Origin of the sequence: Dyella kyungheensis, from assembly GCF_016905005.1 — a bacterium.
GTDB lineage: Bacteria > Pseudomonadota > Gammaproteobacteria > Xanthomonadales > Rhodanobacteraceae > Dyella > Dyella kyungheensis.
On the sequence record NZ_JADIKC010000003.1, the window covers coordinates 494,465 to 518,156 of the forward strand.

The 23,692-nt window shown below is 60.4% G+C and carries 1 protein-coding gene; it reads left to right on the forward strand.

What is annotated here, in order from left to right:
- The first annotated feature begins 211 nt into the window (after window positions 1–211).
- Complete coding sequence (locus ISP20_RS06995; RefSeq protein ID WP_204635338.1) at window positions 212–23,668, forward strand: LysM peptidoglycan-binding domain-containing protein; 23,457 nt, start codon at window positions 212–214, stop codon at window positions 23,666–23,668.
- Window positions 23,669–23,692 lie beyond the last annotated feature (24 nt).

Genomic DNA, 23,692 nt, shown 5'->3' on the forward strand with positions numbered 1-23,692 from the left:
AATTGAATTAGGTTGTTTCTCCCCTGGCGAATGTCCGGCGTTTCTGGGCCTGGCTTGCTGTCCCCCTCTCCCCGTGGTCGAGTTGTTTCGCCGATTCCCTGCCTAAAAGGGGCGACCCCTAAACTTTTGCCGTGAACCCCGGATTAAGTCTTTAGATACCCGTTGCCCCCAAGGGCGACGAGGCGGACTTACATCACGTAGGGGACTTACGATGGTCGCAGTGGTCGCAGGGAACGGATTGGGCCTGGGCAACACCTCACTGACGCAGCTCGGTCAGTCGATGGGAGGGCAGGCGACCATTGGGCAAGGGCAGGTGGGGCAGTATGTCAACATCGCCACCGGCAACCTGATCCTGCAGAACAGCGACGAAGGGCTGATCTTCGACGGCCTGGCGCTGAACACGTTGCGTACCTACAACAGCCTGGGCCAGCTCAGTGGTAACCAGGGTTGGTTGCTTGGCTTCTCGCGGAACATCAGCGGATTGGTCGGCACGCTGAACACCGCGGGCAGTTCGATCACCCGCACGGACGATGACGGCTCCTCGGTCACCTACGTCTACGACAGCACGCGCGGCGTCTACGTCAGCAGCGGCCAGAGCGGCGCCGAAGACACGCTGTCATGGAATGCCACCTCATCGCAGTGGACCTGGACGGATGGCGCCTCGCGTCAGCAGGAAACCTATGACGCGGACGGCCAACTGCTCACCCTGGCCGACCCCACCACCGGTGCCAGCTTCAGTTTCAATTACGACGGTGGTCGCCTTAGTACGATCACAGCGGCCGATGGCGACACGCTGACGCTCGGCTACGATGGCGAGGGCCGCCTGAGCAGCCTCTCCATCAGCGAGATCCCGCCGGGCCAGAGCACGCCGGTGACGCGCCAGGAGATCGGCTACACCTACGACGCGCAGAACCGCCTCTCCTCGGTCACCACCACGCTGACCTCGGATACCGATGCCAGCGTCGGCAGCTACACCACTACTTATACGTACGACGGCAGCAGCGACCGTATTGCGTCGATGACGCAGAGCGACGGCACCACGGTCAGCTTCACCTACGCCGCAGGCGGCGATGGCGTGTATCGCGTGGCCACCGTCACCACCGGTAGCGGGGACGATGCACAAACCCTCACCTTCAACTACGCGCCCGGCAGCGACATCACCACGGTAACCAACAGCCTGGGTCAGGCGTGGCAGTACGAATACAACGCTGCGGGACAGATCACCCAGGTCATTTCGCCGAACGTCAACGGTACCGGCCTTGCCACGCAGTACGCGTACGACGCCAGCGGCAATGTCACCCAGGTCACCAATCCGGATGGCGGCGTCACGAGCTACACCTATGACGCCAACGGCAATCGCCTGTCCGTGCAGGATGCCGATGGCAACGTCGTTGCGTACACGTACAACGACGACGATCAGGTGTTGAGCAAGACGGTATTCATCGTGCCGGCGCAGGGCGTGCAGGGGCAGGCCGGCTATGTTCCTCCTTCAGGCGCACAGACCACGTACTACGTTTACGATGGCTCTGATCGCCTGAGCTATGAGATCGATGCGCTGGGCAATGTGACCCAGTACACCTACCAGCTCACGACCGGCGGCATCACGGTGCTGGCCAGCGTCCGCCACTACCTGGGCGCGCAATATTCGCTATCCGGCTTTGGCGTGCAGAACCCGCCGACCCTCGCCGATCTGCAGAACTGGGCGTCCAGCGGCGCCGTGCAGGCCACGCTGGGCCAGACCACACGCACCGACTACACCTACGATGTACGCGGGCAGCTCGCCACGCAGACCCAGTGGAATACGGTGGATGCCAACGGCAATGGCGTATCCAACGCCTCCACCAGCATCACCACCACGACCTACGATGCGCAGGGCCGCCTGCTGCAGACGGTGACGCAGCGCAACGGCGTCAACGAGACCACCAGCTATGCCTACGACGGCCTTGGCCGCCTGGTCAGCAGCACCGATCCGAACGGCAACGTCACCACGTACACCTATACCGATAGCAGCAACACGCTGGCCATCACGCAGGCCAACGGATTGGTAACCACCCAGCTGCGCAACAGCGCCGGTGAACTGGTAAGCACCACCCAAACCGCCTCCGGCGCAGCCAGCCGCACGAATACCACGCTGTACAACGCGGCAGGTCAGGCCGTAGCGGCCATCGATGCGTTGGGCAACGTCACCTACACCTTCTACGACGCGCTGGGTCGCATCGCCGGCACGGTGGACGCCAATGGCGCCATTACGTCGTATGTGTACAACGGCGAAGGGCAGCTCGTTTCCAGCACGCGCTCGGCCGCCATGATCAATACCAGCAGCTGGATCGTCGGCGGTGTGCTGTCGTCCAATATGCCAGCCGTGCTGCCGATGCCGGTGGCCACCAGCCAGGACGCCACCACCACCACGATCTATGACGCAGCTGGTCGCGCCGTGGCCAGCATCGATGGCCACAACGACGTGACCGTGATGATGTACGACGGCGCTGGCAACCTGCTTTCCACGACGAGCTACGCCACCGCTATTTCCGCCGGCGACCGCGCGTCGCTGGGTTTCCCGCCGTCGCTGACGGCGTTGGAAAACATCGTGGCGCCGAGCACGGATGATCGCACCACGCGTGCGATCTACGATGCCGACAACCGCACCGTAGCCACCATCGATGCCACTGGCGCGGTGAAGACCTTTGTGTACGACGCCGTGGGCAACATGGTGGCCAGCCGGTCGTATCCCACGACGCTGACCGCCGAGCAACTCAGCCAATTGGGTAGCACGCCCACCATCGACCAGCTGACGTCGATGTTCGAAACGGATGGCTATTCCATTTACGACGCGTCGGGAAATCTTCTCGCTGAAGTGGATGCGATCGGCAATGTCACTACCTTCGACAACGACGCCAACGGATTCACCACGCGCACGATCAGCTACACGCCGCCACTTTCCGCCGAACAGATGGCTGCATTGGGCATGACGCCGACAATGGCGACCTTGCAGGGCTTCCTGGCAAGTGCCACCGGTGAGCAAGTCAGCCTCCATGTCTACGATGCCTCGGAGAGCCTGGTTGCCTCCGTCGACAACAACGGCCATGTCACGGTGAGCACCTACGACGACGATGGCCATGTCACATCCGTAACCACGTATGCGAACGCGCTGAACGCAAGCGCCGTGCTCGCGCTCGGCGCATCGCCGACGCTAGTCCGGTTGCGGGCGGATATCGTGCAGTCGTCGGGCGATCTGACTACGTTGACGGCATACGATGCGTCCGGCCACGTGGTGGCAACCGTCGGCTCCGATGGAACGGCCGCAGTCATGACGTATGACGCGTCCGGCAACCAGATCACCAGCACGGTCTACGCCAACCACCTCTCGTCGACCCAGATGACCGCGCTGGGCACCGCGCCCACGCTTGCCGCGATCAAGGCGGACATCACCGCCTCGTCCAATGATCAGACGTCGCGAACGATCTACGACAACAACGGCAACGCACTGGCGACCATTGGCGCCAACGGTTTCGTCACCTCCTATTATTACGGCGCCAACGGACAAATCCTCACCACCACCACCTCGGCCGTGCCTTTGACGGCTAGCCAGATGGCTTCCCTGGGGAGCTCGCCCACCATTGCAGAGATCCAGGGATACATCGAGATCAACGAAGGCGAGCAGATCGCCCTGTCGATCTACGATAGCCAGAGCCGGCCGGTGGCGACGATCCTGAATGGGCGGGTGACAATCACCAGCTACGACGCCTCGGGAAATCCGAATGTCGTCACGCAGTACGCCACGCCGCTGACGGCCGATCAGGAATTCACACTGATGCAGACGCCGTCGCTGGCGCTGCTGACCAGCGAGCTCACTCCGAGCGCCAACGATGTCATTACGATGACCATTCGCGATGCGAATGGAAGGGTAGTTGCATCCGTAAGCTCGGGCGAGTACGCAACCATCACAGCGTACAACGATGCGGGGTATCCCACGTCGGTGGCGATGTATGCAACACGACTCAACGTTGGTGCATTGAGAAGCCTGGGTTCGTCGCCGACGCTGTCGGAGATCGACGGCATGGTCGTAAAGAACATCAATCCGTACGACCAGATCAGCCTGACGGCCTACGACGCGGAAAACCGGGTCGTCGCATCGATCAATCAATATGGCGGGGCCTACGTCTGTTCGTACGATGCCGCGGGCCATGTCGTCGCTTCAACGATCTACTTCAATGCCGTAGACGTATACACACGGGGTTCGCTGGGTACGGCACCCACGCTGGCGCAGCTGGTGCATGCCATGAGCCCCAGTCCCCAGGATCGGTCGTCTATAAGCATCTATGACGCTGCTGGGCACATCGTTGCCAATGTGCAGCCGGACGAGATGTGGAACTACGGCCAGCAAGAAGAGCAGTACTACGGTGACGTGACGCTTAGCACGTATGACGCCGCGGGAAATCTTGTGGCAACCTACGTGCCGCCCACCAAGTTGACGTGGTATCAGGTAAAGGCTCTTGCGGACGACCCTACGCAGGATAGCCTCACGGCGCTGCTCGCCATCGCCAATGCGCCCAACTATCAGAAGACAATCTACGACGCGCAGGGCCGGCCTGTCGCAGTCATCAATCTGCTGACAACCTACGACTCCAATCTGCCCGGAGGAGTCGCCGCCACCGGAGCCCAGGTCACTACGACGACGTACGACGATGCCGGCAACGTAGTCAGCACAAGGCAGTACTCCTTTGCGCTGCCGCTGTCCGGGCTAATAGAGCTGGGCGATGATCCGACCCTGGGCCAATTGCAGTCCATGCTCGGAACGAGTGTGTATGACGCCGTTACAGTCAATGTCTATGACGCAAGCGAGCGCCTCCTGGCCACCGTGTCCAACAGTGGTGCCGTGCAGCTTTATACCTACGATGCAGCGGGCAACGTCACAAGTACTACGTTCTACGCCAATGCTCTGACAGCTAGCCAGACCGCCTCGTTGGTGTCGTCACCGACGCTGGCTACGCTGCAACCGTTCCTGGTGCCGAGCACCAGTGACCGCACAAGCCTCAATGTCTACGATGCCAGCGAGCGTGTTGTTGCCAAGATCGACAACTATGGTCACGTGACGTACAACACCTACGACAGCACCGGTAACGGTGTATCCGTCGTCACCTGTGGCACGGCACTCACCGAAAGCCAGGTCGCGTCACTTGGAACGAATCCGTCGCTTGCCCAGGTGCAGGCCCTGGTCCAGCCCTCGTCGACGGATGCTCGAAACGTTACCATTACCGATGGCCTGGGCAACCAGGTCGCAACGGTCACCAGCTACGGTTACGTACACATCACAATCTATGATGCCTCTGGCAACGTAACGAGTGATACGTACTATTCCACGTATCTCACCGCTGCTCAATTGTCTTCACTCTGGGCGTCACCATCGCTCGCGCTACTGCAGTCAATGGTCACGCCGTCGGCCAGTGATACGTTGTTCTATACACTGTACAACCCGCAAGGACAGCAGGTCGCCACCGTCAGTCGCATCGGTGGCGTGGAAATCTACGCACGCGATGCCAGTGGTAACGTCATCGCGACTACGTCGTATGCCAATCGCCTGTCCGATGCCCAGCTTCTGGCGTTTCGATCCAATCCCACGGTGGCCGAGTTGGACTCACTGGTATCCCCCAGTTCGAGCGACAGCATCACCGTCAACATCTACGATGGAAGCGACCAAGCCGTCGCTTCCATCATTTACGGAAACACGTTCGATACAGTCAGTGAAAGCTGGGTGTATGCGGGCCAGGCGACGGTGACTGCGTACGACGCCGCAGGCGATGCAACCCAGGTGACGCAATACGCCACCTTGCTCTCGTACGCACAGGTCCAGCAGCTTGAGGCCCAGTCGACGCTCAGCACCCTTCAGGGCATGCTCAACCCCGATGACGGTTATCTGAACGGCGTTACCGTTTACGACGCCAATCATCATGTTGTGGCGACAGTGGATGATGGCGGTCACGTCAAAACGACCACTTATGACGCCGCCGGCAACGTCACCTCCACTCGCACGTACGCGGTACCGCTGACCACGGCGCAAATCGATTCGTTTGGCCTGTTTCCGTCGATGTCGGCCATCCAGGCCGTGCTGACGCCCAGCGACGATGATGTCTCCACGGTAACCATCTACGATGAGAACGAACACATCGTCGGTCAGGTGACAACGTCGTACCTGAGCCAGTGGAATGGGTACACCTATGTCTCGATCTACCAGCCGATCGTGGTCATGTTCACCTACGATGCCGCCGGTAACAATACGAGTGTCGTTCAATACGCAGGCGGGCTGTCGCAGAGTGAGGTGAATACACTGGCGGCATCGCCATCCATGTCGGTGCTCCAGGGTAGCTTGGTTGGCCTCGAGCCCGCTGAGGTGACCTTGACGGTTTATGACTCGTCAAGCCGCGTCATTGCCCAAGCCACCACTGGCTACAACGGCAACTATGGCAACTGCGTTTCGCTTGAAACGTATACCTATGACGCGTCCGGAAACCAGACCAGTTCACGCGAAAACATCGGCGCTGAGTATGGCTATCCGGTCGGCCTGACCAATGCAGCGTTGGCAGGCATGGCGGGCAGCGCGACATTGGAGCAGTTGTCGGCGTTGATCATCGATCCGGTCAGCAGCTTTACTGTCTATGACGCGAGTAATCGACCCATCATCGAGGTCTACGATTACCGCTACGTAACGGCGACGACGTACGATGCGGCTGGCAATGTTATCAGCGAATTCGACTACTCAAATTCGCTTGGTGCCGACGGGGTCGCGGCACTGATGGCCAACCCGACCATGGACGAGCTGCTCTCGCTGATTACCCCGAGCAATGACGACCTGGACACCCTGACGGTTTACGACAGCAATGGAAATGCTGTCGCGACGCTTAACTATGTAAATGGCGAATACAGCAATGGCAACTGGTACGAGGGCTACCAGCTCGTCACCTACACCTACGATGCGTCAGGACATCGCACGACGACGAGGACCTACAGTAATATTCTGAGCCCAGATCAAGTGCAGGGGCTGGGGACCGATCCAACCTTGGCAGATGTGCTTGCACAGGCTGCACCCACCGCCTCCGATGCGGTTACTCTTTCCGTCTACGACGCCAACGGCAACCAAGTTGGTAATGTGGATGCCAATGGGTTGGTGACGGTCACCGTCTACGACGACAACGGCAACCAGACCTCGAGCAAGCAGTTCGCCACGCCGCTCACTGCGGACCAAATAGCGGCGCTCGGAACGTCGCCTACGTTAGCCGAACTGGAAGCTGCATTGACGCCGACCGCGGCTGACACGACCAGTGTTCAGATCTACGACGAGAACGGCAACGTCGTGGCTGACATCGAGAACGGCGTCGTTACCACGACGAGCTACGATACCAACGGACAAGTGGTTTCCAAAATCACCTACGGAATAGCGCTGAATCCTGCGCAGATCATGGCGTTGGGCGATTCGCCGACGTTGGCGGAACTAAACGCCTTGGTGGTTCCGTCGGCATCGGACAGCGTGGCAGTCACCATCAATGATGACAACGGTAATACGGTGGCGCAGATCGCTCCGGATGGTGCGATCACCACGTGGACGTATGACGCCGACGGCTATCAGACGTCGAGTATCAGCTATGCCAATGGTCTGACCGCCGCGGAGGCGGAGGCGGTCGCTGCCGATCCCACGATGGATACATTGCAGGGATATCTGGACGCTTCCGCTATGGATACGCGAACGGTGTCCATCTACGACGCGGACGGGAACGGCATTGTCGTTGCTATCGATCAGACCGGTCAGGTCACCATCACGACTCGCGACGCCAGCGGTCGCATTACGGGCTCAACCATCTATGCCAACGAACTGACCGAGGCGCAAATAGCGGCGCTTGGGTCGGCCCCCACCCTCGCAGAAGTGGAGGCGGTGGTCACCCCGTCTGCTTCCGATGTCATGAGCCGCACGTTGTATGACTCGAATGGTCGGGTGATTGGCACGGTTTACGCCGGCGTCAACTCCGGCAGTTTTGTGACCACGATGGATTACGACGCCAGCGGGAACGTGACCAGCACCCAGACGTATGACGTCCGCTTGAGTCAGGCCCAGATACAGTCACTGGGTACTTCGCCGACGCTAGCGACGGTGCTGCAGGCCGTGGATACGGCTGAGTCGGGCTCCGTCGGAACCACGATCACGGACGCCTCCGGCAACACACTGGCCTACGTCGCGTCGGGCGGGCAGGTGACCGTATGGACCTACGACGCCAACGGAAACACTACGTCGATCACGACGTACGCCAATCTGATTGCCGACTGGCATGGTGGCGTTACCACCATGGCCCAGTTGATGTCGATGCTGCAACCTAGCGCAAACGATCAGACCCAGCGTTGGATCTATGGAGCGGATGGAAATCTGGCCGCAACGGTCCAAAGCGACGGTACGGTCACCTTCATCCATCCCAGCGCCAGCGGTCTGTCCGAGACAGATGGTACGAGCGACATCAAGCTGACGGCACTGCAGCTAGGGCAGCTCGGCAACAACCCCACCTTGGCCAACCTGGAGACGCTGGTCGCCCCGACGACGCGCGCGATCTACGACGCCGCAGGGCGCCAGATTGTGCTGATCGATGCGGACGGCAACGCCAGCTACAGCTATTACGATGCCGACAACCAGCTTGTCGAAACCATCGACCCGATGGGTTACGTCACCGCATACGACTACGACGCGGACGGAAATCTCATTCGCACGACGCAGTTCGCCAATCCGCTCGATACGTCGAGCTGGATGACTGGCGATGCGTTGACCGGCACGTATCCGTCTTCGGCTCCGGTGCCGAGTGCCAGCGCGGACGACCGGGTGACCCAATCGATCTATGACGCCATGGGCAATCCCGTGGCATCGATCGACGCCAGCGGCAATGTCGTCACCAGCACTTACGACGCAATCGGCAACGTGGTGACGTCGACTCGCTACGCGACGCCGCTCACCGCCGCGGCGCGTGGTGCGCTGGGCAATGATCCGGGCCTTAGCGATCTGCTTGGCGCTCTGGTCACCGATGCAGGCGATCGCACGGAAGTGGCGATCTACGACGCAGACAACCAGCTTGTGGGCAAGGTCAACGCCGATGGCGGCGCTACGATCTACGCTTACGACGGCGTCGGCGAGTTGGTATCGACGACTTCGTACGCCAATCCGCTCAGTGCGGCACAGCTTTCTGCGCTGGCCAGCGATCCCACGTTGGCCACGCTCCAGCAGAGCCTGTCATCGAGCTCGCAAGACCAGACCACCACCAGTGTCTATGACAGCCAGGGCCGGGTGATTGCCCAGGTCGACGCCGATGGCTATCTCACCGTCACCTCCTACGACGATGCTGGCAACAGCAGCACCAGCACGCGCTATGACCTGGTACTCACTGCGGCTCAGTTGGCCTCGATCAGCGATGCTGCGTCGATCGGTGCGCTGGTGGCCACATTCAGTGCGAATGTGCAAAGCGAGCAGTCGAGCACAACGTACAACGCCGAGGGCCAGCCGTCGCGCACCGTTGCGCCTGACGGCAGCATCACGCAGTACCAATACGATGGCGACGGTCGACTGACCAGCAAGACCGTCACGCCAACGGCCAATCAGGGCGATGCCCGCACGGTGTCGTATCAGTACGACACCAATGGCAATGTCATCTCGAGCACGGATGCCGACGGCAACGTCACCACCTATAGCTACGACGCTGTCGGAAACCTCGTCAATGTCGCCGACGGTCTGGGTGTCAATAAGTGGTACTACTACGACGGCGACGGACGGCTGGTCTACACGATCCAGGAGACGTCCGATCTGCTCTCCGGTGAGGTGACGTCGTATGCCTATGATGCCTTTGGCGATCTGACGGAAACCGTCGTCCACGCCAGCCTGCTTGCCATCGACGAGAACGGCAGCCAGCCCGGTGCCTTCGACGCAGCCGATGCCTCGACGTCGGCGGTGGCATCCGCCGTCGCACAGCTCGGTAACTTGGGTACGGATCCCGATCAGATCACGCGTGCAACCTATACGAACGACGGACAGGTGGTCAGCAGCACCGACGGCGACGGTTACCAGACCTCAAACGTTTACGACGCGTTCGGCGACCTGGTGTCGACCACCCAGCAGCTCGATGATGCAGGGGCAGCGCTGAGTCCGGCCAACTCGCGGACCACCACCTATTCCTACGACAAGCTCGGCGACCTCACCGGCGAGCAAGACGCTGTGGGAACCAGCGCGGCGGGTGCCACCTCAGCAACGTACGACGTCTTCGGTCGCCTGACCAGCAGTATCGACGCCAACGGCAACGTGGTCAATTTCGCCTATGACAACCTCGGCCGGCAGGTTTCCACCAGCCAGATGGTGCAGGGCGCTGCGCGGACGACGCAGACGAGTTACGACGCGTTTGACCGCGTGCTGACTGAAACGGATGCACTCGGCCGTGTGACGACGTACCAGTACGACCTGGCCACACACACTGTCACGGTCACCACGTCCGACGGCGTGGTGATGACAACCGCAAAGGATGCCTTTGGCGACGTCGTCAGCGTGACTGACGCCGACGGAAATTCCGTCAGCTATAAGTACGATGGCAATGGCAACCTGCTCAGTACCACGGATGCGCTCGGCAACGTCAGCAGCAACACCTACGATGCCGATAACAACCTGATCATGACCGTGGACGCCACGGGAATGGAGGTCGACTACACCTACGATAGCGACAAGCGTGTTCTTTCGCGCACGGTGGACCCGGCCGGCGTCAATGCCACGACTTACTATGCTTACGACGGAGCCGGTCGCCAGATCGAGGTGGACGACCCGATGGGTGGTAGCACCACGTACAGCTACGACGCTGACGGCAACGTGTTGAGCAAGACGCAATATCCGAATGATGACGAGTCGCCGGTGACGACCGTCTATACCTATGACGGTGATGGCAACACGTTGTCCGTGACCCAGGCATCGGGGACCAGCGTGTCGACCATGACTCGCTACGTCTACGACAAGCTGGATCGCCTCACGCAGACCATCGTCGATCCGGATGGTCTTGCCGAAACGACGAACTACGCTTACGACGCCAACGGCAACGTCGTCGAAGTGACCGATGCCAACGGCAACAGCAGCTACACCGTGTACAACCAGGCCAACGAGGCCGTTTACACGATTTCCTCGTCAGGGGCGCAGGGGGCGCATGAGGGCACGCTGCAGCAGAACACCTACGACGCGGATGGCCATGTGATCGCCACGCGTACGTATGCCAATGCGGTGGATACGTCGGATCTTGCATCCATCGCCGGTCAGACGCCGGCCGCCAATCTCGCCGCCGTCGCTGGCCTGGTGGCACCGTCGTCGTCCGATGCGGTGACGTACAAGGTCTACGATACCGATGGTCGCCTGCGCTATGCCATCGATGCGATGGGCAACGTCACGGAGACTCGTTACAACGCGCTCGGTGAAGTGTCGGCAACGCTCGCCTATGCGTCGCCTGTCGCCTTGACTGCACTGGGGCCGGCCATCGAGGCGGGCACCGCCAGTCTCGGCGATCTGCAGCAGGCGCTGATCGATGCCGGCGACACGGATGCCAGCGCCCGGGCTGTCTATAGTTACTACGACGCCAATGGGCGCGTGGCCTACACCGCGACGCTCAGCACGGTGGGCGGCGTGCTCGCTTACGTGATCGAAGAGACTCAGTATGACGAGGCTGGCCGTGTATCGGCGGATACCGTCTACGGCGCGCCGCTGGCGCTCGCCGACGCCGGCGACGGCGCCACGACCGATTCGATCGCTGCTGCTGTAGCGGCAGCGAATTCGACCGCCACGACTCGCACGACGCAGTACCTGTACAACTCGGCGGGCGAGCAAGCTGCCACCATCGATCCCAATGGTAACGCGAGCTACACGTTCTACGATGCGGATGGGAACGTGATTGCTACGGTGGACCCCACCGGGGCGTTGGTGCAGTACGTGCGCGATGGATTCGGTCGCGTGGTCTCGCAGATCGCGTACGCCAACACAGTAGACACCAGCAACTGGATCTCCTCTGGCGCAGTGACCGTCCAGTTTCAAGATGTCGACATTTGGTACGCTCAGGGCAGCGATCGCGAGACCGACACGACCTATGACGCTCTGGGTCGTGTGTCGACAGTGTCGATGTACACCCAGGTCATTCCGCCGGGTTGGAGTTACGATCAGAACGGGGATTGGGTCTACAACGATCAGATTACCTACCAGGGTCAGCAGACTACCTACGTTTACGACGCGGCCTCCAACCTGATCGAGACTCAGGATGCCGACCTTAGTGGCACGGAGCCAACCCGAACCACCTCCTATTTCTACGACGCCGACAACCAGCGGATCGGGCAGCTCGACGCCAATGGCTACCTGACCACGTACGCCTACGACGCCGCAGGCCAGGTCATCGCAAGTACGGCTTACGCCACGGCTACTGACGCGTTGCTCCGTTCAAGCGGCTCCTTGGCGCAGCTGCTGCCGGCGACGAGTAGCGAGGACCGGACGACCGATACGTATTACGACGCCATGGGCCATACCATCGGCGTACTCGATGCCGATGGCTATTTCACCAGCTATAGCTACGACAGCGATGGCGACAACGTCGGTTCGATGCGCTATGCGGTTGCGCTGAGCCATAGCGGCGCTCCGACCTACGACGACTTGATGGCACAGGTGGCCGGCCAGCCCAGCCACCAGACGTCATGCGTCTACGATGCCTTCGGCGACCGCATCAGCGAAACCAATGCCAGTGGCACGGTGACGCAATACACCTATGACGCCAATGGACGCGTCGCGCAAACGACGATGGCAGCGGGCACAGCCGATGCCCGGACGACGAGCCAGACCTATGATGCCTTCGGCAACATGGTAAGCGTGACCGATGGTACAGGTGACGCCACTACGTTTGCCTACGATCTGAACGGTAATCGTGTGTCGTCCACCGACGCGTTAGGCAACACGACGTGGTACGTCTACGACGCAGATAACCGCCTGGTCTACACCGTGGTCGGCATGGCCGATGCTTCCGGGCACCAGAACGCGCTCGGCAATGTCGCCGAAAATGATTACGACACGTTTGGGGACGTTGTCCAGACCTATGCCTATTCGACCCAGATCAGGGCCGGCTTCACGACGCCCCCCAGCATGGCTGACATCAAGCATCCGACGTGGATCGGTTCCTCTTACGACTGGGACGGTTCGAACAACTACGACTACGACTTGATGGGCAATGTCGTCGAAAAGATAGACGGCAATGGCAACCAGTTCGACTACCAGTACGACGGCTTCGGGGAGATGGTCGAATCGGATGCGGACAGCAGTTCGTTGCTGACGACGCTCTATACCTATGACTCCATGGGTCATAAGACGAGCCAGATCGACGAAGTCAACGCTAACGTGGGCAGCGGCAGTTCGTCCGGCGATGGCGAGTTCTTCGCCCGCATGGTGGTCAACAGTGGTTGCGGCGGTTGTGGCGGGTCCAATGAGCTGCAGATCCTCCGTGAGCAGGATTGGACATACGATGCGTTTGGAGATACCGCCAGCTACACCGATGGCGACCGTTCCACCACCACGTACAGCTACGACAACCTGGGGCAGGGCACGGGCCAGAGCCAGGTGGTGCAGGGAGCGACGCGGGAGACGTCGACGAGCTACGACGCCTATGGTCGCGTAGTCAACCAGACCGATGCCATGGGCCTGGTCACCGGTTATGCCTATGACGACGCTGCGCGCAGCATGACGGTGACCAGCCCGGGCGGCTTTGCCACCACGACGTCATTCAATCGCGAGGGACAGGCCATCCAGTTGGTCGATCCTGCCGGTGGCGTCACCAGCTATCAGTACGATTCGGATGGCCGCCTGTTGACGACGACTCAGGCTGATGGAAGCACCACCAGCCAGGTATACGATGCTGACGGTAACATCACCTCCCAGACGGACGCCGATGGTGTGGTAGTGGCCTACACCTATGATGCCGCCGGCAAGGTGTTGACCCAGACCGTCGATCCCGGCGGTCTTGCGCTGTTGACAACGTATACCTACAGCGGCCGAGAGCTGTTGCTCATCGTGACCGATCCGAGCAATGTCGTGACAAGCTACGTCCACGACTTCAACGGCAACGTGATGGAATTGACCGTCAACGGCTTCGGCACGGGTGAGGCCTCGAACTACACGTACAACGACAACAACCAGCTAACGGGGTCGAGTACTAACAATGGAGATGGTTTTAGCGAGACGGACTATGCCTACGATGCGCTGGGTCGTCTGACGGAGACCGATTCGTCCACGAGCAAGAGCTCGACGAATTACGTCTACGACGCTGACGGAAACGTTATCGCCAAGACCGTCGGTGTCGCCACGACGTTCTACTATTACGACGAAGCCGGTGAGCAGATCTATGCAGTCTCTCCCGTAGGCGGAGATGGCAATGACCCTTACGTGGGATCTGGTCTATGGCCATCCGGCGCGGTTACCCAGACCTGGTACAACGCGGACGGCCAAGTGGTTGGCACGTGCCAGTATCAGGATCTGATCGACCCTTCCGATATCCAGAACCTGTACTACGCGGCCGATCCGTCCTCGCCCCAGCCACTGATCCAGACGCCCGATCAGATCGCGGCGCTGGTGGCTCCGAGCGACGACGATCGACTCAGCTACAAGGTCTACAACTCCTCAGGACAACTCGAGTACAGCATCGATCCGTCAGGTGTGGTGACGGAGCTTCGCTACAACGGAGCCGGCCAGGTCGCCGAAACGTTGATCTACGCGAATCCGATCAGCGTGTCGTCGCCGCTGTCTTCGGGATTGCTGGCAGGCACGGCGGGAGCATCAAGTATTCAGGCGGCGCTGTCGACCGCCGGTGACAGCGATGCTACCGCGCGCATCAGCTACACGTACTACGACGCGATGGGACGCGTTTGTTTCCAGGTCGATACGGCAACCCTGGGTGGCGTATCAGGCGGCCTGGCCACTGAAACGACGTACGATGCCGATGGCAATGTGATCGCCAGCACCCGCTATGGGGACCTCATCCCATCCAGCCTGCTTGGCAGCAACGCGACTGCGCAATCGATTGCCAATGCGGTGGCGGGTATCACCCATTTCGAAGCAAGCCATTACGCCTACGACAATGCTGGCCGCATGGTCTACGAAGTGGATCCGGACGGGAACGTTACTACGTACCAATACGGGCCCTACGGCACCGAACCCGACACGCTGCAGTTCGCGAACCCAATCGGACAACTTGCCAGCTGGAGTGCTATATCCATCAACCAGGCCGTGGCGCAAGTCAATAATGACATCTCGGCAGATAGGAGCATTAACAGAAGCTTTGACGCTTTAGGAAATGTTCTTGCGATTTATGACAGCCCGGGCGGTTCGCCGATCGCGACGTATGTCTACGACGCGGCTGGACGCGTGCTCTCCTACACCAACGGAGACGGTCAGACCTGGAACTATGAGTACGACAATGACGGAAACCTCATTGAGGAGGACAGTCCGCCGGTGGCCGTCGCAAGTTATGTCAATGGCGTATACCAGGGCACGGTCACACGTTCGATAGTCAAGTACTATTCCTACGATCTCAACGGCAATTTGCAGACCGAGTACGACGACTCGTCCAGCCAATTGAGCACGGCCTACGTATACGACGACAACGGAAACCTCGTTTCCGTCACCTCGCCGGCTGGCAATACCAGCAGCACGGTCTACGACGCCTTCAACCAGGCTGTAGTCAACCAGGACGCCAACGGCAACTACAGCTACAACGTGTACGACAAGAATGGCCGCCTCGCTTACAGCGTGGATGCCGATGGTTACGTCACGGGCTACCAGTACGATGCCTATGGCGATCAGACGTCCGTCACGCGCTACGCGAACGCCATTGATACTTCCACGCTGGCGGACTGGACGCCGGGCGACGCACTTTCGATGGAACAGATGCAAGCCGTGCTGGTGACCTCGTCGGACGATCGCACCATCACGACCACGTACGACGCGCAAGGCAACAAGTTGTCGGTCACACAGCCGGCGGTGACCTATACCAGGAGCGACGGCACGACGGCAGTCGGATCGCCGATCACCACGTATACCTACGATGCCTACGGCAACGTCACCAGCCAGTCGGTGCTGGTGCAGGGCACGCCGGGTCAGGACGACGCAGTTTGGGCGACCACGCTCAATTACTACGACAGCACCGGCCACAAGACCATGTCGATCGACCCCCTGGGCTACGTCACCACCTGGACGTATGACGCCTTTGGCGAGGTGACCAATGAAACCGACTGGGCCACGGCGATCGGCACCAGCGGTCTGGTCGCCGGTGGGTCGCAGCCGGCCAACCCACCACAGGGCAATGCCGCGACGACAGGCAACGACCGGGTTACCAATACCACCTATAACCAGGACGGCAACAAGGCGTCCGTGTCCGTGTCGTGCACTTATGTCGACGGCACCGGTGCAACAGTGCAAGGCTTTACGACGACGACCTACGGTTACGACGCTGAAGGTAGGCCGACCACGGTTACCCAGAATGGCCAGACCGTCACCACCGCGTACGACGCCCTGGGTCGCGTCATCAGCGTCACCGGTCCCGGCCAGCAGGTGCTGGTCAGCAACTGGCAGCAGTTGCTGGCGGCTAATCCTGCTTTGGATCTCACCAGTGCGTCGCTGTACACGACGGCGCAACAAGTCGTCACCTACACGTACGATGCGTTCGGCAACAAGCTGACGCAGACACAGAGTTCGACTGCCGGCGGCACGCCCATCACTACGTACTACCGGTACGACAACGATGGGCGTCTCATCGCCAGCGTCACGCCGACGGATGGCCAAACGCTCGACTGGAGTTCGAGCCAGGCCGTCTACATGACGTACGACGCCAACGGCAACTTGCTGGAGACGGATTCGTCGCTCGATGGCGACGACGGCACCAGCACGACGGTCTCGGTGGTCAATACCTACGACGCCAGCAACCAGCTCCTGTCCACGGTCACCTGGCGCGCCGGTGTCGTGACGCCGGACAAGTCCACCTACACACAATACGACGCGTTTGGTGAGGTCGTGAGCTCTGGTGACGGAGTGGTGACGTCGCAAACGACCAGCTACGACAACGACGGCAATCGCCTCACTGCGACGGATCCCAAGACCGGCGAGGTGCACACCTACGGCTACAACCTGGCCGGCCAACTGGTCACCGATACGGTGCCGCTTGCGGCCTCCGTCGGTGGCACGGTATCGACCATCAACACGCTCGACCTGGATGGTCGTGTCATCGCCAAGCAGGGTCCGAGTGCCGACAGTGTGTCGGGGATGAATAGCGGAACATTGCACGCGTCCTATGATCGCTGGGGCAACGTTCTCAGTTCGACCGATGCCCTCGGTTACACCACCAGCTACGCCTACAACGAGCGAAACCAGATCACCACGACGACGGAAGCAGCCGTGACCGTGGTGGCGCTTGACGGCACCAGCATCGTGACGACGCCGGTAAAAACGTCCTCGTACGACGTGAACGGCAATCTGGTCGCCAGTACGGACGAGAACGGCAACACCACGCGCACCTACTACAACGGGCTTGGCCAGACCATCGAGACGGTGGATGGTGCGGGTGCAGTGTCCTACGTCGCCTATGACGCGCTCGGCCGCGAAGTGGCTGACGAGAACGGCAACGGCAACATCACCTTCAAGAACCTCGATGCGTTGGGGCGCATCGTGCAGGAAGGTGATTTTGTGCTCTCTAGCTCGGGTACGTCGCGCACCGCGACGTGGCGACAGGCTTATGTGCTCGACCAGAACGGCAACCAGCTAATCAGCTATGACGGCATCGGCGCGGCTTACCTGCAGAGTGGCGACACCACGGATGCCGCGTTGCATGCCAACTACTACGGCTACGACTCGCAGAGCCGTATCTTGTGGAGCCAGGATGCCGCCCAACGCGCCGCCAGTGTCAGTAACGCCCATGGTGGCCTCGGCGACGTGGGAAGCTGGACCCAACAGCCCACCAATGCCGATTTCAGCCAGGGTTCCAGCGGCTGGACCGCGGCTCCAGGCTGGGCCACTGGCGATTACGGCACAGGCAAGTACGGCGCATGGACGGCCGAATTCAGCGGCACCAACAATGCTGGTGGCAGCGGCTCCATGATCAATATGGATCAGGTGCCGGTGATTCCAGGTCAGACCATCACCGCCAGCGCTGGTTTCGAAGTGAACGGCGAGCATGGCGGCGGCGCGGTCATGATCATCTGGTACGACGCCAACGGCAACGCCATCAGCAGTCCGTACAACGACGACATCATCTCCGCCCACCACGGCGCGGGCATTTCCAGCCTCACGGCCACGGCGCCGCCGGGCGCGGCGTGGGCGGCGATCGGCATCAATGCCACCAACTACAACATCCCCGGTGCCGTGGTGCTGTGCTCGGGCGTGTCGTGGAACTATGTGCCACCGGCCGGTGCCGTCGGCACCAGCGCGGATGGTTCCATCGTGGTCTGGCTGCCGAGCGGAGGCTTCACGCAGCAGCCGAGCAACCCTGACTTCGAGGATGGCGACACCGGCTGGGACAAGGACCCGGGCTGGTCGGTGCACACGCAGAGCAATACGTCCAACGGCCAGTGGGTGGCCAGTTACAACGGCGTCGGCCCCGCCACGCTCACCAACCAGAATCGCGTGCCGGTAACGGCGGGGCAGACCATTTCGGCGTCCGCGCAGGTCGGCCTCTACCTGGCACCGCTCGGTGCGACGGCCTCGGCGGGCATCCAGATCCTCTGGTACGACGCCAGCGGAAACCTGCTGGGTTCCAGCGATGGCAATGTGGTCTCGACGGATCACTTCGGCGCATACCACGCCTCGTCGGTCACGGGTACGGCCCCTCCTGGAGCGGCGTTCGCTACCGTGGCCGTAACAGCGGATGCCAACGGCATCGGTGCGGCCGTGGTGGATGCGGTGGTTTGGAACTATCAGTACATCCCGTCGTCGCCGCAGGGTGTGGTGCAGGACAGCTACGTCTACGACATGGACGGCAACCTGATCAGCAAGACCACAGCCGATGGCGATACCGAAACCTGGGAGTACAACGCGTACGGCCAGATGACGCGCCATACTGATCTCAGTGGCGCCGTCTACAGCTACAGCTACGACGCCAATACAGGCGCGCAGACGGGCGAAAGCGACAACTGGTCAGCCGCTTCGCAAGGACAACAGACGCCAAGCTACGTCACAGGCCCGATCTCGACGCCCAACAGCTCGACCAACACCTACTACGCCGACGGGCAACTGGCGACGCAGACGTTCTCCGATGGGTCGACCTACAGCTACAGCTACGACGCCAACGGCAACATGACTCGTCAGGAGATTGTGACGGTCGACGGCAACGGCCAGGCGGTACACACCGTTACCACCACTACCTACGACAGTCACAACCGCATCAGTAACATAGTGCAGACCAATGTCCTCACCGGCGCAACGGTGCTCGACGAAACCTATACTTACGACGCTGCAGGAAATCGTCGGGAGGTGCATGCAACATCCAACGGTACAACGCAGGATGCCTGGTACACCTACGACGGCGACAATCGCGTAGCGGTCTCGGCAGGTACGCTGACCAACGGTCAGATTCTTGTCGCGAACAACAGCAACTCGTTCGAGAACGTCTACGATGCTGACGGCAATATCGTCTACAACATCACCGTCAACGCCTCGGGCCACACTCAGTCGCAGCGCAATTACTACGATGGCCGCGATGAGCTGGTGCGCGCGGACTACGCCATCGACCTGACCACGGGTGGTGCATCGAACGGCGTCGAGGAAACGCGTACTTACGACGCAGATGGTCATGTGTTGATTACCGAGACGTTCTATTCGTTGGGTACCGTGCTCGGTGCACAACCGACCCACCAGGTCGATCCCGATGATCCGGTGGAGGGCGGCAGTAGCGGAACCAATGTCGGCGGCTATCTGGATACGGCCGTCGTGGACTATTACGACAGCGTCGGCCGTCTCGCGGAGGAGCAGAACTTCAGCCGCCCGAGCAACTGGGACGGCACTGGAAGCAACACGCTGCCCACCGCGGCCCCCGGTGTCGACGCCACCACGTTTGGCTCGCTGGGCCTGCAGAACGAAGTGGTGTACCAAGGCCCGAACGGCACCGCAGGCTACGATGCCGACGGCGACGTGATTGCCTACCAGTACCGCGATGCCAGCGGTCGCGTGGATCAGTACGCCATCACGTACCTGCGCAGGGACGGCTACCTGCAGTCCACCACCAGCGGCGTCAACATCTCCGACACGCCGAACGTTCGACCCACCACGGACGAGAGCGTCTACGACACGCGCGGCAATCTCGTCGCACTGGCCGAGCACACGCAGTACGCCGGTGGCACCGTGCAGGACACGGTGCATGTATTCGCCTACGACGGCAACGGCGAGATCATCGAGCGTCGCGACGGCACGGCAGATGGGTCCACCCTCGACCAGGGCAGCACGCCAGGCTTGGAAAACCAGCACTATGTCTACGTCAACGGCCAGCAGGCCGCACACTTCGACGACAACGGCACGCTGGACGTACTGACCGAAGTCACGGCCTTCAGCAGCGGAAGCGGCGGCCCGAACGGCTACGTGGTGCAGGCCGGCGACACACTGGAGAGCATTGCCCAGGCCGAATACGGCGACAGCAGTCTCTGGTACGTCATCGCATCCGCCAATGCGCTCAGCGGCGACAGCCAGTTGTCACTCGGCGAGCGCCTGATCGTTCCGGAAGTCACCACCAACAGCAATACGGCGAAAACGTTCAAGCCGTACGACCCGAGCAGCATCGTTGGAAGCACCACGCCGAACCTGCCGGTGATCGCACCGCCTGCGCCTCCGCCGGCGCAGCACTGCAATGCGTTGGCAGAGATCGTGATTATCGCCGCGGTCGTCGTTGCCAGCATCTTCACCGCGGGTGCCGCCGCCATCGCGCTTGGCGCAGCGGATGCAAGCATAGGCGTATTCGCGGCGGGCACCGCTGCACTCACTGGCGGATTGGGCGTTGGTGTTGGCGCAGCCGCCGCTGCGTTTGCGGGCGGATTCGCTGGCAGCGTGGCAGGGCAAGTCACTGGGGATGCGCTTGGTGTAAGTCACGGGTTCGATCTGGGAGAAGCGCTAACCAGCGGCGTCACATCACTGGTTACGGCAGGTGCTGGTGCAGAACTCGCTGGTTCAAGTGCATTTGGCGAGGCGAGCGACACAGTGATGCAAGGTGGTCGTGCGCTCAACACCGTCGGCAATTATGCCTTTGGTGCAACGAGCTATCTAAGTCAGGTGGGGGTTGGCGACGCTTTGGGCAACCACCAGCCTTTCGCCTGGCAAAACCTCCTGGCCTCATCGCTGGCAGCCGGCGCTACTCCGCAGATTCTTGGGTCAGATGGTCAGCCTTCACTGCCTGGGCGACCCAGTACAGGGAGCTTCGAGGGTGATATAGAGAACGGCATTGTCGGCGGAGTTATTCGGCACGAAACGGAGTCAGTGCTTAGCTCAAGCAATGTGGAAAGTTGGAAGAGCATTGGCGAGGGCGTAGTCGGAAATGCGATTGGAAATTCGGCCGCACGTGGCTTGAGTGACCTGACCCAGCCGTATTTTGAGCATATGCAGAACGCCCGCATCGCTGCTGGTTTGGCTGCACTGCAGGCGAAGAGCGCTGGTATGTCTGCAGCATTGCAAGAGAAGCTGGATGCAAGTTTGACTGCGGATATTGACGCTTCGGGTAACGCGCAGCAGGCGCTTGATCAAGCCTACGGAAGAGTTCAGAACGCGGAAGACTACAAGCTCTTGCGAAATGATCCGCTCTACCAGCAGGCCACTATTGATCAGTTGAACGAGCAACTGAACAATGGACCTATTGTCGGCGTGGGCGCCGCTGGTGTAGCGCGTGATTTACTGAGTAACGCCAATCAACTGCTAAATAGCGGCGGCGATCCCAACGATGTTTATGACAACATCAATAACGCGGTTGGCGCCATTGGGATAGCCACCGGATCGACCGTTCGATTCACCGATGCCAATCCTGCGTCAAAATATTTTGGAACATTGTTGCCAGAAGGCGCTGAGGAGTCGCCCTTATTCGGAGGTCAGGACTATCTAAGGCTTACGGCGCCGGGTGATTCGCAAGGTGAAAGTTCGAATGCCGGCGAGTCGGCGCAGGGTGCGCGTCCCATTCTTGATCGTGTCGTGCCCGGAGAAGAGGCATATCTTGAAGCTTCCCCGCTTGGGGCTACAAGGCCGGCACCGGCAAATGGACAAAGTGCAAGTGATGTAGCGAGTCCAGCCAGCCCGGTCGATGATGGGCTTGCCAGGCCAGCGCTTCTTGATCAACTGCATCAAATCGAACCTGATACGACGGTCTTCGACACTCTTCAGGCCTATACGCCTAATGTTGTCCATCGCATAGGTGGTGGCGTCTACGGCTTAGGACATGTGGTTTATCAGAATGCAGACGGTCTAGTTCAAGCCGCAGTAGTGACAACAGGAGCAGCAGCTGACCGCGTTTTTGGACAGCGCGGCCTTGGTCTGACAAATGCCTTCCAAAATGACACGCGTCATTTCAGTAGTATTGCCAACGGGGTGGGTAGCCTCGTCAGTCACCCCATTGATCACTTGTCGGCTGCCATACACACTGGAATAGATGCATGGAATGTCGCCGCACAATTGAGTCTGAGCGACAACGCTGCAGACCAGGCAAGGGCCGGATCGATTCTTATGCATGTGTTCGAGAACACAGCTTTGACGGTTGATGGCGGGATTGGTGCCGCGAAGCTGGGCGTAGCTGGAGCGACCTGGGCGGCCAGAACCGCCGGCAACCTTGCGGAACGAGCTGGGGACCTTCTTGGAGAAATCGAGTTTGTGGGGTCCGGGGATGGCCCAGCAATGGCCCGGACCCAAATTGGCGCCCTTGGCGACCTGGGTGCAGGAAAAACCGTTCCTGAAGCTGAAGCAGGTGTTGACTCAGCCGTAGCGGCTAGAGTTTCTGATGCCCCTGCAGGTTCTCAAGTGATCGATGTGAGTGTAGGCTTGGAGGGCTCGGAATCCGCCGCGTCACCGGTACTACTGGACGCCGCGCAAGGGATTGTTCTCGTTAGTACCTCAGGCGCTGCGGCGGAGGAGTTAGGGACTGCTATCGACGCTCAGGCGACGCCGATTGTTACCGAGGGTGTCGACGGCGTGATCGATCCGGCGATGTCATCTGTTCCAAACAGCCCCATAACGCGTGAAAGCATCGTGGGTGGCCTTGGTGAGGTTGTCGAGCCCCATCTCGGAACAATATCGAAGCTGGACGCAGATGCGTTGGTTGGCTTCCGTGGGAGCCTTGCTCGCGGATTCAAGGGTGAGCACAAGGGCGGAGCGCCATTTGATCCGACTGACTTCGACGTTGACGCGTTCATCGTCAGCGACAAGTTGGCTGGACAAATTGGCAGTAGGGTTCGCTTCCGTAGCGGCGCGGAAATTGACGGAATTGCAAGCGCTCAAAGCTCAATTGATGCTTCGCTTAGGCAGAATCCCGTATTTGGTGGTTTGCGTCAGGACCCGTTTACGTTCCGCATATACACCCAGCAAGAAATTATGCGCCTTCAGGCCAGGCCTGACGCGCAGATTTTCTTCCTTAAGCCACAGCCTTGAGTAGGGAATTTATGAAGAGGTTTG

Excerpts from the sequence above, each read along its gene's own strand:
- ISP20_RS06995 (WP_204635338.1), top strand. The coding sequence starts at position 212 with ATGGTCGCAGTGGTCGCAGGGAACGGATTGGGCCTGGGCAACACCTCA.